The 14,616-nt window shown below is 39.0% G+C and carries 14 protein-coding genes; 7 read left to right on the forward strand and 7 right to left on the reverse strand.

Annotated features, from left to right (window positions below; translation table 11 throughout):
• Positions 1 to 73: 73 nt before the first annotated feature.
• Positions 74 to 1,177, forward strand: coding sequence for a D-alanine--D-alanine ligase (gene ddlA / locus ACIH2S_RS09365; RefSeq protein WP_036948064.1), 1,104 nt, complete (start codon positions 74 to 76; stop codon positions 1,175 to 1,177).
• A gap of 70 nt (positions 1,178 to 1,247) precedes the next feature.
• Here ddlA and ACIH2S_RS09370 read toward each other — a convergent pair whose 3' ends face one another.
• Complete coding sequence (locus tag ACIH2S_RS09370; protein ID WP_036948060.1) at positions 1,248 to 2,036, reverse strand: GNAT family N-acetyltransferase; 789 nt, start codon at positions 2,034 to 2,036, stop codon at positions 1,248 to 1,250.
• Positions 2,037 to 2,558: 522 nt separating this feature from the next.
• On the opposite strand from ACIH2S_RS09370, the gene ACIH2S_RS09375 reads away from it, so the two are divergent.
• Positions 2,559 to 3,488 carry an acyl-CoA thioester hydrolase/BAAT C-terminal domain-containing protein gene (locus tag ACIH2S_RS09375; RefSeq protein WP_036948058.1) on the forward strand — a complete coding sequence of 310 codons (930 nt, stop codon included), beginning with the start codon at positions 2,559 to 2,561 and terminating at the stop codon, positions 3,486 to 3,488.
• A 49-nt stretch (positions 3,489 to 3,537) separates the two neighbouring features.
• Here ACIH2S_RS09375 and ACIH2S_RS09380 read toward each other — a convergent pair whose 3' ends face one another.
• Positions 3,538 to 4,320, reverse strand: coding sequence for a GNAT family N-acetyltransferase (locus ACIH2S_RS09380; RefSeq protein WP_349487810.1), 783 nt, complete (start codon positions 4,318 to 4,320; stop codon positions 3,538 to 3,540).
• Between the two features lie 118 nt (positions 4,321 to 4,438).
• Between ACIH2S_RS09380 and yqfB the strand changes: the two genes are divergently transcribed.
• Positions 4,439 to 4,768 carry a N(4)-acetylcytidine aminohydrolase gene (gene yqfB / locus ACIH2S_RS09385; protein ID WP_349487811.1) on the forward strand — a complete coding sequence of 110 codons (330 nt, stop codon included), beginning with the start codon at positions 4,439 to 4,441 and terminating at the stop codon, positions 4,766 to 4,768.
• On the opposite strand, the gene ACIH2S_RS09390 is transcribed toward yqfB, so the two are convergent.
• Positions 4,765 to 5,634: a LysR family transcriptional regulator gene (locus ACIH2S_RS09390; protein ID WP_108478148.1), complete on the reverse strand. Its 870-nt coding sequence runs from the start codon at positions 5,632 to 5,634 to the stop codon at positions 4,765 to 4,767. The genes yqfB and ACIH2S_RS09390 overlap by 4 nt on opposite strands.
• A gap of 108 nt (positions 5,635 to 5,742) precedes the next feature.
• Here ACIH2S_RS09390 and ACIH2S_RS09395 point away from each other — a divergent pair, with 108 nt between their 5' ends.
• Positions 5,743 to 6,666 (forward strand): DMT family transporter, encoded by a 924-nt coding sequence (locus ACIH2S_RS09395; protein ID WP_108478147.1) that lies wholly within the window; start codon positions 5,743 to 5,745, stop codon positions 6,664 to 6,666.
• A gap of 45 nt (positions 6,667 to 6,711) precedes the next feature.
• On the opposite strand, the gene ACIH2S_RS09400 is transcribed toward ACIH2S_RS09395, so the two are convergent.
• From ACIH2S_RS09400 to ACIH2S_RS09410, 3 genes are all read right to left on the reverse strand, one after another.
• Entirely contained in the window at positions 6,712 to 7,701 is a 990-nt protein-coding gene (locus ACIH2S_RS09400) for a D-cysteine desulfhydrase (RefSeq protein WP_036948052.1), read from the reverse strand.
• A gap of 15 nt (positions 7,702 to 7,716) precedes the next feature.
• A complete protein-coding gene (locus ACIH2S_RS09405; protein ID WP_036948049.1) occupies positions 7,717 to 9,144 on the reverse strand; it encodes a Na+/H+ antiporter NhaC family protein in 1,428 nt (475 codons plus the stop codon).
• 200 nt (positions 9,145 to 9,344) lie between these two features.
• Positions 9,345 to 9,887 (reverse strand): GNAT family N-acetyltransferase, encoded by a 543-nt coding sequence (locus tag ACIH2S_RS09410; protein ID WP_036948047.1) that lies wholly within the window; start codon positions 9,885 to 9,887, stop codon positions 9,345 to 9,347.
• Between the two features lie 174 nt (positions 9,888 to 10,061).
• On the opposite strand from ACIH2S_RS09410, the gene ACIH2S_RS09415 reads away from it, so the two are divergent.
• Positions 10,062 to 10,904, forward strand: a complete 843-nt coding sequence (locus ACIH2S_RS09415; protein WP_108478146.1) for an AraC family transcriptional regulator — start codon at positions 10,062 to 10,064, stop codon at positions 10,902 to 10,904.
• Here the strand turns inward: ACIH2S_RS09415 and ACIH2S_RS09420 are convergent.
• On the reverse strand, positions 10,901 to 11,800 hold the full coding sequence (locus tag ACIH2S_RS09420) for a LysR family transcriptional regulator (RefSeq protein WP_036948044.1): 900 nt from the start codon (positions 11,798 to 11,800) through the stop codon (positions 10,901 to 10,903). The two genes, ACIH2S_RS09415 and ACIH2S_RS09420, sit on opposite strands and share 4 nt — an antisense overlap.
• A 107-nt stretch (positions 11,801 to 11,907) precedes the next feature.
• Here ACIH2S_RS09420 and ACIH2S_RS09425 point away from each other — a divergent pair, with 107 nt between their 5' ends.
• Both ACIH2S_RS09425 and ada read left to right on the forward strand, forming a co-directional pair.
• The gene (locus ACIH2S_RS09425) at positions 11,908 to 13,092 is read left to right on the forward strand and encodes an MFS transporter (RefSeq protein ID WP_108478144.1); all 1,185 of its coding nucleotides are present in this window, start codon (positions 11,908 to 11,910) and stop codon (positions 13,090 to 13,092) included.
• Positions 13,093 to 13,168: 76 nt separating this feature from the next.
• The gene (ada, locus tag ACIH2S_RS09430) at positions 13,169 to 14,233 is read left to right on the forward strand and encodes a bifunctional DNA-binding transcriptional regulator/O6-methylguanine-DNA methyltransferase Ada (protein ID WP_430248534.1); all 1,065 of its coding nucleotides are present in this window, start codon (positions 13,169 to 13,171) and stop codon (positions 14,231 to 14,233) included.
• Positions 14,234 to 14,616: the final 383 nt, after the last annotated feature.

A 14,616-nucleotide genomic window follows, 5' to 3' on the forward strand; every position in this document is an offset into this window, starting at 1 on the left:
TTATGCCCTAACTATTTCGCTGCGTGCTATATTTCCCAGAATCGTTTTTGATGTCTTTATGTTGGAGTAAATAATGAGCAAAATTCGGGTTGGTGTCATTTTTGGTGGTAAATCCACTGAGCATGAAGTTTCGTTGCAATCAGCTAAAAATATTATTAATGGATTAGATCGTAGTAAGTTTGATGTTTGCCTTATCGGTATTAATAAAGAAGGGCAATGGCATGAGTATGATGAAGCGAACTTCCTGTTACATGGCGATGATCCTGCTCATATCGCGTTAAATACTCCAAAGCGTAGCATTGCAATCGTTCCAGGCAAACAAAGTGAACAATTCATTTCTCTAGAAGATGCTAAACCTCTCCCACAAATTGATGTGATTTTCCCAATTGTCCACGGTAACTTAGGTGAAGATGGTTCTTTGCAAGGTTTACTGCGTATGGCGAATCTGCCATTTGTTGGACCGGGTGTTCTAGGCTCATCAGCTTGCATGGATAAAGATGTCACCAAACGTCTTTTAAGGGATGCAGGGTTGCACATTGCACCGTTTATTACGCTATTGAAAAGCGGTCGTGGTGAAATTAGCTATGCTGCAACGGTTGAGAAACTGGGCTTACCATTATTTATTAAACCAGCTAACCAAGGTTCATCGGTTGGGATCAGTAAAGTTAATAATGAAAGCGAGTTTAACACGGCATTAGATTTTGCATTCTTATTCGATGTAAAAGTGCTGATTGAAAGCGCTGTAAAAGGGCGTGAAATCGAGTGTGCGGTGCTTGGAAATGAACACCCACTAGCTAGCCCATGTGGCGAAATCGTGCTGCATGACAGTTTCTATGCTTATCATACTAAATATATTGATGAAAATGGTGCGTCTGTTGTTGCTCCGGCGGATTTAGAGCAAGATGTGAGTGAAAAGATCCGTGCAATTGCACTTGAAGCTTATCAAGCCTTAAACTGTAGCGGTATGTCCCGCGTTGATGTATTTTTAACTGAAACGAATGATGTTGTGATTAATGAAATCAATACATTACCGGGTTTCACTAATATCAGTATGTATCCGAAACTGTGGCAACAAGGCGGTATGACTTATCAAGAATTGATCAGTCGTTTAATTGAACTTGGGATTGAAAAATTCCAGCAAACAGCTGCATTAAAAACAGCCTGCGATGAAATTTAATCTCTGATATTTTCCGCAATTTTTGCCGATAGCGGCCTGCTATCGGCAATATCACTATAAAGTTATCTCATTAATTCACTGTGTTTTTGTTGCACCAAACATAATTGATGTAACGGAATAACGGCTCAAATCCAAATTTTTTATATAAATCAAATCCTGCTTCTGAAGCATCTAAGAAGCAATGTTCGACTCGTTGTTGACGACAAAATGCGAGAGCATAATCAATAAGCTGAGAAGCATAGCCTTTACCTTGAAACTTAGGTTCAGTACCGATATCGTCGAAACGTGCTAATTCGCCTTCAATGGTGACCGTCATGGATGTTGCGGGCTCTCCATTGACCAATAAGACTAAATGGAATTGCGGTGCACCTTGTTGCAGGGCATCTTCGTGGTAGCGAACATACTCTTGGATCACGGTATCATGCTCTTCGGAAAGGTAGAACGCAGAAACCAATGGTTTAGCCCAAAGGGATAAATCATGGTTTGCGAGCACGATATCTACCTGATTATCAGGCAAATCAACTTCTTTTTGCTGTGACAATGTTAGTGCCATTGCAGTTGTGACGCTGTCACGTTTATAGTTAAGTGCTTCAATATCTTTGACGACTTTTGGCAACATCTCTTCAGGGATCACCAAAGTGTGATTCTTTTTCTGCGATACGAACAGGTTGTATGCTTGCATAAAAGCATGATGAGTAGAGTCGGGTTGCAGATAAATAAAATTGAACGCTGGGGAGTTTAATGGCGTTAAATAACAAATTGTATGTTGTGCAATCTGGATACTGTGCTCACAAATCGAAGTCCAAAACGTCTTTTCGATCGATTGGTAATGTCGTAAATAGTAGAGCGGTATGTTCATTAGTCAGTTACCTGATACAAAATGTGTTAGTCAAAATGGAGCAAATAATAAATCTGGCCCCATGTAAAATTTTGTTAACTTATTGGCAGTAAAGCCTTTGTGATCTATCTATTGATAATAACTAAACCTTTAAAATCAGCAACCGTTGCGGCAGTTGTCATCTTATCTTTAGCCTTAGATCCCACTCTTGTGCAACGTTTTCAGTGTCATTAATCAATATCTATAAAGTAAATTTGAAGATAAATTAAGGCGTTTCGTGCGATATGCAGATAGATTGTTATTTAATGCTATCTTACATTGCTCATTTACTCTATAAAATGTCATGTAAATTTATAAAAAGCTTTGTAACTCAATGAGATTATCTTACTAATTCATCCATTATGATAGTGGAAATAAAGAGATCGTACCTGCATAAATATGCTAAATAGAGTGACGTAAATAAGATAAATAGAGTTGTAAATGTTATATGCTTCAATGTATTGTTTTTGAAAAATAAAAGATGACTGGGGTTACGTTAAGGTAATGCAAAAATTTATATTGGTTGCCCTGTATTTAGTGGGTTATTCAGTGTTTGTAGAATCTGCTGAAAATCCTTTTGATAGGCAAATACTGAAACACGATGATAAAGAAATCCATTATTACCTACTTAAAAGTGACTCTAATCCCTCTAAAGAATTATTGGTATTAATCCAAGGCTCCGACTGTAAAAGTGTCGTTAATAACCAAAACCTGATTAAGAATTTTAGGGGAGTATTACCTAATAGTGATGTGCTTTTAGTGGAAAAAACAGGCTTAACACCAGATGTAGGGTTACATGATCCAAATTCCTTAGAAGAGAACTGCCCTGTGGAATATATGAGAAATGATTCTTATTTTGAGAGAGTGGATAACTATATTGCTGTGCTGAACCAGTTGAAAAATCAGTATCAGCATATTGTTGTATTAGGTGGTAGTGAAGGGGCGGTAGTCACGAATATTATTGCGTCTAGAGTTAATTTTATTGATGCGGCTATTTCACTAAATGGTGGCGGACAATTTTTTATTAATGATGTGATTTACAGCATTAATAAAAGTCTACCTGCTGAAGAAGCGCAAGGTGCAATAGAAGGATTTAACCAGTTTGCAGATGCAGTTTTGCATGATCATTTAGATGATGACCAGTTTCCCAGTAATCACGGACAAAATTGGTGGTATGAAGCCTTAACGATAGATAATAAAAAACTACTTCAAGGTGTTCGTAAACCCCATTTAGTGATCCAAACGCTCACCGATATTAATGTGGATGTGGAAGGTTCACAGAAAATGATGAATGAGATTAATAACCCCAATATTACCTATAAAACTTATTCCACATTAGACCACTATTTTAAAGACAGTCAGGACAATAATCAGACAGCAGTCGTTATCGCTGATATTCAGGATTGGTATACAAAATTAAATATCAAAAAATAGGTTGGGTAGATACCCAGCTAAAGAATTCTTAGTTGGGTATTTAGGGATTCTATTCTGAAATGTAGCTGTGATATTTAAAAATCGGTTTAAAACCTAGTTTTTGATAAACCGACAAACCATCGCTAGACGCTTCCAAATAACACTGCTTGATTTTATGTTGAAGACAAACCTGTAAGGCATGTTTAATCAATGCCGTGGCACATCCTTGTCTCTGGAATTCAATATCTGTACCAATATCATCTAAGCGCGCAATGTCATTGTGTAACGTGAGTGTCAGTGATGATACAGGGGTCTGCTGATTAAATAAGACAAAATGCATGATATTGGTTTGCTTGTCCAACGCACGCTGATGATAGCGAATATATTCATCAATGATGGATTCATCATTATCACAATCAAGTTCATTGACTACAGGAAACGAAGTAATAAGCGGTTTCGACCAGTCAGAGAGATTATGATTGCTAAGCTTTATATGATAGTCGTCTGGTAACTGATTTTCCGTTTTGAGTTCATTTCCCGTAAATTCAAAGACCATCGCTGTTGATTCATCATCATCAATAAGATCATGCTGTTGTATACAATTTGAGAACTTGGGTAATTCATCGGTGTGAACAACTAAAATATAGGGTTTTGACTGTTGTTGAAATAATGTATTTGCCGCTTCAAAGCCAGCAATAGTTGCTCCTGAATGTAAGTAAATATAATTAAAAGCGGGAGTTTTTAGCTCAGTAAAATAGGCAAACGTATTTGGCTCTACATGATGCGTCTTTAGGCAAATAGCAGACCAAAAAATATTTTCTAATGAGTAAAAACACGCTTCGTTGTGAGTCATTTCATTGTGTCCTAATAAATTAACTGAACGTTCCTAGTCTATTGAGCAAATTGAGATTGCTGTCACTATGGTACATGGGATAGCATTTGTTTAATTAAGAGAAGATTAAGGAATATCTGTGAACAATATCCCCGAAACCATTACGTTCTTTGAGCGTTTATTACCACTGGTTGTTTCCGGTGACAAAGTGATCACCATTCGTGATGAAAGTGAGAGTCATTATGTACCAGGCTCCGTTGTCAAAGTCCACGCTTTAGAAACTGGCGAGTACTATACCGATATTGAAATACTTTCTGTTGAGCCGCTAAGCTACGATGATATTTCAGAGTATCACGCGACCCAAGAAGCGATGACATTGGAAACGTTGAAAGCTTTAATTCGTGAAATTTACCCAACAGAAAATTGTCTGTATGTTATTCATTACCGATTAACAACGGTAAACGCTTAATCACGATAACGGCTTTTTACTAGCTTAATAAATGCTTTTGTGGCTGGAGACGCATCACTGTAATTATTAACAGCAAAGGCAATATCCCGAGTCACGCGGGGAATTAATGGTTTTACGACGATGTTGTTAATATTTTCGGGGATTGCGAGTTGAGCCACAATCGATACGGCTTCATTTCGTGCAACTAATGAAAACGTACTGAGAAGCTGGCGGGTCCTAAATTGAATTTTAGGTGTCAGCTTTTGTGCAGAAAATAGTCCCATCACAATTTTACCTGAACCGGCTTGAGTTAAGTTGAAGGGGTACTCACACAATTGTTTTAGTGTAACTCCGTCGTACTGAGTCAAAGGGTGGTTTAGCGGTAAAATAGCCACATATTGGTCGTGTTTTATGGGAAAAGTATCAAAGCGTTCGTCTGGCAAGACCACAACACCAATATCTATGCGCTTTTCTTGCAACCATTGAGCCACGCTCTCATCGTCTCCCTCATCAACAATAATTTCAATGCTTGGGTATTGCTGACGAAAGACCTTTAGTAATGGAGGCAAAATACCCGTTGAAGAACCGGGGCCGAAAGATCCTATCCGTAAAACACCTTTCTTTAATCCATTGGATGCTAGCGCTTCTTGGCGCATTGCTTCTTGAAGGCTCAGTATATGTTGGGCGCGATTTAGCAGTGTGTTACCAATTTCGGTCAGAGTGACTTGGTTTTGTTCTCGCGTAAATAAACTGACATTGAAATCTTTTTCAAGGGATTTAATGGCATGTGAAACCGCAGATTGGGAAATATTCAAAGACATTGCCGCCAAGGTAAAACTTTTTAGCTCAGCAACACGGGTAAATATTTCCAGTTGGCTTAGTGTCATGAGTAAATACTCATTTGATTATGATCTTGGATAACAAATACCTTATCCGTATCGAATGACTGAGTCAATAAAGTACACAATATCTGATATGGATGGGGAAACATCGCGATGGAATTAAAAATAACCAAAAGGCAGGTTCAACAAAAGTCAGTCAATATTGTTGTTCTAAAAATGATATGTGTCTCGATATTATGGGGAGGAACATTCATTGCTGGTAGGATGTTACAAACCGATATATCACCATTATTTTCAGCGACGCTTCGCTTTATTTTTGCGAGTGTTGCATTGCTTATTTTGCTGAGCTGCACTCGTATTGGTTGGGTAAAAGTGAATTCGCGTCAGTTTTTTCAAATTCTCTTGTTGGGATGTAGCGGTGTATTTATCTACCAAGTCTTTTTTTTCTATGGGCTACAGCTTATTCCTGCGTCTCGAGCGGCACTGTTGGTGGCAATTAATCCTGCGATGATTGCTTTAATTTCCTATTTATTATGGCGAGAAAAAATCACGAAAATTAAAGGTGTGGGTATTGGTTGTTGTGTATTAGGGGCAACAATATTGTTATCAGCAAAAACGTCAGATGTGAGTGGGTTTTTAACAAACCAAGGTGATCTTGCCATATTAGGTTGTGTAGTGAGTTGGGGGATTTATACCGTTGCAGGTAAAAATGTTATCCGCGAAATTGGCGCTATACATACGGTTGCATATGCCGTGCTATTAGGAACTGCACTATTGGTTATCGCGTCAAGTATCATGGGGCAATTAACACTTAGCGCGATTATACACTTAACAAATACCGATGTTATGAGCCTGTTATACCTTGGAATATTAGGCTCAGCACTGGCTTATATTTGGTATTACCAAGGTGTTGATCAGTTAGGTGCCGCGGGAGCCGGGTCATTCATTGCACTTAATCCGTTGACGGCGGTAATAATAGGAACGCTGTTTTTAAATGAGGAAATTACATTCTCTGCATTATTGGGGGGGATAGTGATTATCTTCGGGTTATGGGTAACGAATAAATCGCGAGCCTAAAATAGGCGCTCTATGGAAATAACTGACTCCATAGAGCGATATTTATTATTTAATGGTTTTGTTAATTTCTGAATAGGCGAAAAGGGCTTGAGCACCGCCAGTATGGACAAATAATACAGGTGTTTTTTCAGAGGAATTGTCTAAATAATCAATCAAACCCGCCATGGCTTTTCCTGTATAAACGGGGTCAAGAAGGATCCCTTCTTTTTGAGCTAATAGCGCTATTGCATCTAAACCACCGCGGTTTGGCATGCCATACATTGGTGCGAAGAAATCATCCCAAAGTGTAATGTCTGGTGTTTTTTTAATTTGCAGTAATTCTGCTAATTCAGTTTGCAGTTTTTCAACTTTTGGTGCCTGATCTTGCTGTTTACGAGAAACGGTGACACCAATGAGTTGTGAAGTAGGGAGTAATTCTTGTAATCCAATCGCTAAGCCAGCGTGAGTTCCGGCACTGCCAGAAGCCACAATCACTTTATCAAATTCAATATTGGTCGGTTTTTGTTGAGCAATTTCAATCGCACATTGAACATAACCTAATGCGCCCAGACCGTTGGAACCACCAACAGGGACGATATAAGCATCTTGCAAGTCTAATGATTTAATTAACTCTGCCATTTGTGCTTGTGGATCGGTTAATTCGTCACACATGACGCATTGAGTACCAAATAAATCGGTCAGGAGCTTATTGCCATTATGCAGGAAATTGCTGTCTTCACTTTGAATAGGATTTTCTAATAAAGCGACACATTTCAGTCCGTACATTGCCGCTACCGCAGCAGTTTGACGAACATGGTTTGATTGAATCGCACCTGCTGTCACAATAATCTTTGCATTTTGGGCTAAGGCATCCGCCATTAAAAACTCAAGTTTACGCAGCTTATTTCCGCCCATTGCTAACGGCGTCATATCATCGCGTTTAATGTAGATTTCTCGACCATATAAACGCGATAAATTATCGAGTCGATTCAATGGGGTCGATGCTTTAAGCAAGTCAACTTTTGCGAACTGAGTTAATTTTTGTTGAAGAGACATCTAAATTCCCCTGTATTAATTGGTAAATCCTAAATAGAGATAAATGGCAAGTACGAAGCTTGCTGTTACTAATGCATAAGGCATTTGAGTGCGAATATGTTCAATATGATCACAATCAGTAGCCATAGAGGCAACAATGGCATCCGCAGAAATAGGTGAGGTCATGTCTCCGAAAATAGACCCTGATATGGCTGCGCCAATCATATATTCAATAGGCATACCGACGGATAACCCTAATTGAACACCAATCGGGATCATAATGGCAAAGGTTCCCCATGAGGTACCCGTAGCCAGCGACATAATAGCGCTAATGATAAAGATAAAGCCGATAGAGAATCCAGGTGCCATAATGCCTTGAGTGACTTCAGCAATATAAGCGCCCGTATTCAGTTCAGAAGATACATTTCCCATCAAGAAAGCTAAAATCATGATGGAGCTGATTTTTAACATGCTGGCATAGCCAATAAATAGCTCTTTAAAGAAGCTATCAATATTTAATAGCCTTCTTCCGATAAACCAACAAAAAGAAACTGCGGTACCGAACATAACGCCCCAATAAACGGACGTTGAGCCGCTCCCTTTACTGAAATCCCCATCACCTGTGATATATAAGGCCACTGGAACCATTAATACAGTAGAAAGAATAGGGATGAAAAAGTTCAAGGCTGAATGGGCATTCGGATGTTCAATAATCTCTTCCTCTTCATTTGTAAGTGAAGATTCGGCTAATTTTCCTGCCATGAAATTTTCTTGATACTTCATTTCGGCTTTTTTCATTGGTCCCCATGAAACATTGGTGAACACATAGAATAAAATGGTGACCAATGATAGCCATGCCATTAAGTTGTAGCCGATAGATTTAATTAAAATATCGAAGGGTTCACCTGAAATAAGACCTTGGGAAATTTGTACACCAATGAGTCCCATAATCACTGCACCCCAACCATTTATAATAGCTGATGAACAAACAGAAACGCAGGCGGTTTGAATAAGATATGACATTTTTTCTGGGGCAACGCCATATTGTCTGGCTAAATTCTTAGTGGATGCCCCCGCGACTAACTGGTTGATGGAACTCTCAATAAAAATTAAGGCAGTAATGACTATGGCGAGTAATTGTGTTGCCGTTCTATTCTTAATTAATTTTGTTTTATTTGTCAGTAGCTGAACTAATGCACGAACACCGCCTGTGACGACGACTAGGCGCATAATCCCACCAATCATGACCATAAAGACGATGGTACGAGTGTTGCCGGCGGAAGAAAATGTATCGATGATGCCATCCACAGTTCCGCGAATGCCGAGTAATACATTGTGGTCATTAATGACGGTAAAACCGACTAAAATACCGAGCATTAATGAAAGCATCACCTGTCGAGTGAGAATAGCTAAAAGGATAGTGACAATTGGCGTGATAATTGTCCAAATACCATAGTCGTGCATGTGTTTACCTTGGATATTTTTATTGTATGACGTGTAGTTTATAAATATCAGGAAATCATAGCATTGATGGAAGTAGGCTGTCGGATATTTTCATTATATTGCCGTAGATTGTTACAAAATCCATGCTGAAAGTCAGATAAACTGCAAGATTATGGTATTGAAGGGTACGCTATCTTTTTGAGATAGCGTAGTAAGGGTTATTAAGCTTGTGATTGCCACTGCTGATAAGTGATGCGACTAATTTCTTCAGTCTTTGTCTCGCCAATAAGCTCAATAAATTGTGGGGCTAATGTTGTGTAATATTGGAAACCACATTTTTCTTGAGCAATTTTAGATTGTTGATTACCTTGGAAATAACCGCACCATAGATTATCCAGTTTGAGATTTTTAAATCCATGTCGCATGATTTCTCGGATAGCTTCAGGAATGAGCCCTTTTCCCCAAAATGGTACGCCTATCCAATAACTCACTTCCGCATCGTTATCCCCAATTGGAAAATTACTCTCTTTTCCGATAGATAAACCAATCAAGCCAATGGCTTTGTTATCTTCTTTTAGCGCAACGGCAAACACACCATCGCGCATAAAAATGGATTGAATAATTTTCGCACTTTCTTCGACGCTCTGGTGAGGTGGCCAGCCTGCAATAGGGCCGATACGTTCATCTTTTGCATAATGATAAAGGTCTGCCGCATCAGTAATATGCCAAGGGCGTAAAATCAGCCTTTGTGTATATAAAATCATGTTATTTTCTCTTTATTGCATTGATATTATGCCACCTATTTTAGGTATTTATTTGCTTTTTTTAATAGTTTAACCTCGGTATTTTGGGTACTTATGAAAACTGACATTTTAAAGAAACTAGGTAGAATAGGTTAATAAAGCTAATGGCATGAATGAAATGTGAGTGTGTTGAACATGAAAGAGTTGCAGCAGCATCAATCTGTATGGGAAGGGGTAGTCAGCATCGGCTCGACGACACTGGAAGAATTGCAAAATACAGTATTGTCTCCAGACTATGTGACGCTATGTATTTGTAGGCAAGGAGCTGGGATTTTCAATATTAATTTTAAGCGCTATGCCTTACGCAAAAATGAGCTCTTTGTTTTGTATAATGACACTTTTGTTACGTTACAGAAGCGTTCTCGGAATTTTATTGTAGATTACATCCATATTGATAAGACGTTTGCCACAGATATTGCATTTGTTTTACCTAATTCATTGTTTGCCTATTTTAATTTTCAACCACGTTTATCAATGTCATCGGCACAATCCACACTATTTTCACATTGGTATCAGCTATTTTTATATTACCACCAAGAACGCGCAGAGTATGGGAAATTACAATTACGGCAACATTTACAAAATCTATTTTTAGAAATTGCTAATCAGGTTAATCATGCACAATCCCATTTTTCAGATGAACGTAGCCGTAAATCACAATTATGTTGGCAATTTTGGACATTAATAACCCAGCATTGTAAACAGCAAAGAGAGGTTAAGTTCTATGCGAATCAACTTTCGATTACACCGTTTTATTTATCGCAAATTGTGAAGGACTTCTTCAACGATCCGCCCAAGGCACTGATTGATAGACAAGTGGTTTTAGAGATTAAAGCTCTGTTAGAGAGAAGAACGTTCACCATTCAGGGTATTGCGGATGAATTAAATTTTGAAGACACCTCGTATTTATGCCGCTATTTTAAGCGGCATACTGGTGCAACATTAAGTGAGTTTAGAAAAAGAGTGAATAAGAATTAACTCGGGTCGATTTTTGTCGAATGTTTTTTAATAAAATCAATAAAGCAGCGTAGCCTTGGAGAAACAGCTTGGTTGCGATAATAGACAGCATTAATCGGCTGTTTCATTGTTATCGTTTTTTGTTCTAGCACCTTCACGAGTCCGCCATTGGCAAAGGCATCTAAGCTTACAAAGTCGGAAGAAGAGAGAATGCCAGTTCCTTGCAGCGCTAAATGATGTAGCACTTCGCCACTGGCGCAGGCGATATGGGGGGTAATTTTGAGTAAGCTGCCATCGGCGTTTTCGAGTGGCCAATAATTTAATGACTCTGGCGTTGTGAAACCGAGCAAACAATGCTTATGGAGATCCTCTATCGTTTCCGGTATTCCATATTTTTCTAAGTAAGCGGGGCTAGCAACTAGCCTTTTCTGGGTATAACCCAATAGTGTTGCACTGAGTGAAGAATCCTTTAACGTGCCAATTCTAAACGCGACATCCGTTTTTTTCTCTAATAGGTTTGTCACACCTTCATAGTTATTTATTTCTAACTCAACTTGGGGATATCGTTCATAAAATAGAGGGATCAACGGAGCAATTACATGGGTTAAAAACGGGGTAGAAGCATCAATGCGTAGCTTACCTGATGGAATCGATTGGCGAGCGGATAGCAAATCTTCGGCTTCTTGAGCTAATCGGACTATTTCTCGCGCTTTTTGCAAAAATGCAGCACCTTCATCACTAAGTTTGATGGCGCGAGTGGTTCGGTAAAGTAGCGTGGTTTTGACTTTCTCTTCTAAACGCAATAATGCACGACTCACGGTGGATATCGTCATGCATTGCTGGTCGGCTGCTGCTGTAATAGAGCCGTAATCGACTACGCTGATAAATGTTTGGAGCTCTTCTAATGTGATTTTCATTATTGCATTTCCCGCAAAAGTTATTCTCACCATAATGGGTTTTTCAACCGCTTTCAATATGGAAGAATTGCCGCCGGTCAATTGATATTGGTTTATAAGGCATAAAAATGAGAATAAACACAGCATTGCTCGCGTTATCTGTTGGAGCATTCGCCATTGGTATTACCGAGTTTTCTCCGATGGGAATGCTTCCCTATATCGCTGAAAACCTGAATGAAAGCATTCCTTCTGTCGGTGCGATTGTGGTGATTTATGCGCTGGGAGTGATGATTGGAGCGCCAATCATGACGCTATTATTAGTGAGTAAGCGCCCAAAAGTTGCGTTGGTTTTTTTAATGGCTATTTTCACGGTGGGGAATTTATTATCGGGTTTAGCGCCTAACTTGGTGACGCTGTCACTTTCAAGGTTAATTACTAGCCTAAATCACGGGGCATTTTTTGGTTTAGGTGCCATTGTTGCGGCCAGTGTGGTTCCTGCTGGTAAACAAGCGAGTGCGATTGCGGCAATGTTTATGGGGCTGACCATTGCGGGTATTGGTGGCGTTCCATTAGTCACTAAAATAACCCAATTAATCGGCTGGCGTGAGGCATTCTATTTAATTTCGGGTATTGGATTGCTCACGATCGCCAGTTTAATTTTTGCGATTCCTGCACGTTTACAAGGTAGCCAGGTTAACGTTAAAAATGAATTGCGTATTTTAAAGCGCCCATTAGTGATGTTAGGTATGTTATCGACGGTACTCGGAGCAAGTGCAATGTTTACCTTGTATACGTTTATAACGCCAATGTTGATGAATTTTATTCAGGCTTCAGATCAGACAATTACAATGATGTTAATGGTCATTGGCGTTGGTTTTAGTATCGGTAATTATCTTGGTGGTTATTTTGCGGATAAAAACTTATATCCAACTTTATTAACTTTGTTTGTATTATCGGCAATAAGCATGGCGATATTCCCAATAATTGCGACAAATATCGCTGGCGCTACTATTGGCTTATTATTCTGGAGTATTGTTAGCTTTGCACTCGTTCCACCCATTCAAATTTTAGTGATGAATGCGGCTGTTGGCGCACAAGCGCTAGCATCTTCCGTGAATATTGGCGCATTTAATTTGGGAAATGCCATTGGTGCTGCTGTTGGTGCGGCGATTTTATCCCATGGTTACAGCTACACGACGATGAGTCTTATGGGCGCATTATTGGCGATAGTCGGGTTTATAGTGATTTTGCTGATCGTACGCCGGAAAAACAGCGAAACACAAACGCAGGACGTAATGTGTAGCGCGAATTAAAAAGCAAGGTTTGGAGTGTTCGACATATAATAACCAGAGATACTGATCACGGTGAAATCAGTAAAGGGTTAAATATATGTCGACGAAAAATCAATGGGTCACAGATGAGCAGCGCTGGAATGCGCTGAAACTACGAGATAAAACCGCAGATGGTTATTTTGTGTATGGTGTGAAAACATCGAAACTTTATAACCATCCATCCGCAGCGGGACGATTACCGAAGAGAGACAATGTGCTGTTTTTTGATAATGAGCAGCAAGCGATAGCGCAGGGATTTCAGTCGGGAAAACGTCGTCGTCACGAAATGTCACAGCAAGCTCAGTTTTATCAAGAAAAAATTGAACTTGCTTGTCGGTATATTGAGCAAAACACCCAGAAATATACATTGGCTGAGTTAGCTGATTATGTCGGAATAAGCCCGTTTCATTTTCATCGATTATTTAAATTACAAACTGGATTAACGCCTAAAGCCTATCGCGATGCTTATCTTCATCAGAAAGTACAAGCACAATTACAGGAAAATGAACGGATCACTGACGCTATTTATAATGCGGGTTTTCATTCGAACAGTCGTTTTTATGAAACAGCAAATTCGCGATTGGGCATGACGCCGACAGCGTGGAAATTAGGTGGTGAAGGAAGCAAAATCTATTTTGCTCTGGCCGTTTGCTCGCTAGGAAATGTACTGGTTGCACAAAGCCCGATAGGCATTTGTGCAATTTTATTCGGAGATGACCCTGAACAATTGCTAAATAACTTACAGGATAAATTTCCCCATGCTCAGTTGATTGGTGGAAATAAAGCATTCGACCAAGTGGTTTCTAAAGTTATTGGGTTTATTGAAGCCCCAGAAATAGGTTTTGATCTTCCTTTGGATATTCGAGGAACTGCATTTCAGCAACGAGTGTGGCAAGTGTTAAGGAATATTCCTGTTGGGAAAACGGTGAGTTATCGTGAAATCGCAGAAAAGATGGGAGCCCCTAAATCGTTTAGAGCAGTGGCGAATGCATGTGGTGCAAACATGCTAGCTGTAGTGATTCCATGCCATCGAGTAGTGAGAACGGATGGTGGATTATCGGGATATCGCTGGGGGATCGACCGAAAGCGGGCATTATTACTAAAAGAATCTGCAAAAAAATAATAAGGTCTATTTTGAAATAGAATAAGGCTGCGCCAATATCTCTATTTCCGCAGCAATTTTCAATATAAATATCATATATATTCTCTAATTAGATAGTTTTGAATTTACAATTATCGTTTTCTATTTATTATAGTGCGCGGTTTCTGTTTTATATCCTTCGAAAATTAATTTAATTAAGGTCAGTTTAATTTTTTTAAATAAACTCTTAGATTTTTTGATTTTTATATTTCTCATATTTTTTCCTTGTAAATAATGAGATTACCCATCGAAAGATGAATGTAATTGGTTGTGTTAATATAAATTTTGGGTATGGTTTGCCCTTTATATTTTTTTCATATTCCATAAATAAAATCCTATTGCTGTATTTTGTTTATTTAGCTTCG

This window comes from Providencia lanzhouensis (genome assembly GCF_050469745.1).
In the GTDB taxonomy this organism is placed as follows: Bacteria; Pseudomonadota; Gammaproteobacteria; order Enterobacterales; family Enterobacteriaceae; genus Providencia; species Providencia lanzhouensis.

Bases quoted from the DNA above. Each gene is read 5' to 3' on its own strand.
- ddlA (WP_036948064.1), top strand. From the start codon at position 74: ATGAGCAAAATTCGGGTTGGTGTCATTTTTGGTGGTAAATCCACTGAG.
- ACIH2S_RS09370 (WP_036948060.1), bottom strand. From the start codon at position 2,036: ATGAACATACCGCTCTACTATTTACGACATTACCAATCGATCGAAAAG.
- ACIH2S_RS09375 (WP_036948058.1), top strand. From the start codon at position 2,559: ATGCAAAAATTTATATTGGTTGCCCTGTATTTAGTGGGTTATTCAGTG.
- ACIH2S_RS09380 (WP_349487810.1), bottom strand. From the start codon at position 4,320: ATGACTCACAACGAAGCGTGTTTTTACTCATTAGAAAATATTTTTTGG.
- ACIH2S_RS09390 (WP_108478148.1), bottom strand. From the start codon at position 5,634: ATGACACTAAGCCAACTGGAAATATTTACCCGTGTTGCTGAGCTAAAA.
- ACIH2S_RS09395 (WP_108478147.1), top strand. From the start codon at position 5,743: ATGGAATTAAAAATAACCAAAAGGCAGGTTCAACAAAAGTCAGTCAAT.
- ACIH2S_RS09400 (WP_036948052.1), bottom strand. From the start codon at position 7,701: ATGTCTCTTCAACAAAAATTAACTCAGTTCGCAAAAGTTGACTTGCTT.
- ACIH2S_RS09405 (WP_036948049.1), bottom strand. From the start codon at position 9,144: ATGCACGACTATGGTATTTGGACAATTATCACGCCAATTGTCACTATC.
- ACIH2S_RS09410 (WP_036948047.1), bottom strand. From the start codon at position 9,887: ATGATTTTATATACACAAAGGCTGATTTTACGCCCTTGGCATATTACT.
- ACIH2S_RS09415 (WP_108478146.1), top strand. From the start codon at position 10,062: ATGAAAGAGTTGCAGCAGCATCAATCTGTATGGGAAGGGGTAGTCAGC.
- ACIH2S_RS09420 (WP_036948044.1), bottom strand. From the start codon at position 11,800: ATGAAAATCACATTAGAAGAGCTCCAAACATTTATCAGCGTAGTCGAT.
- ACIH2S_RS09425 (WP_108478144.1), top strand. From the start codon at position 11,908: ATGAGAATAAACACAGCATTGCTCGCGTTATCTGTTGGAGCATTCGCC.
- ada (WP_430248534.1), top strand. From the start codon at position 13,169: ATGTCGACGAAAAATCAATGGGTCACAGATGAGCAGCGCTGGAATGCG.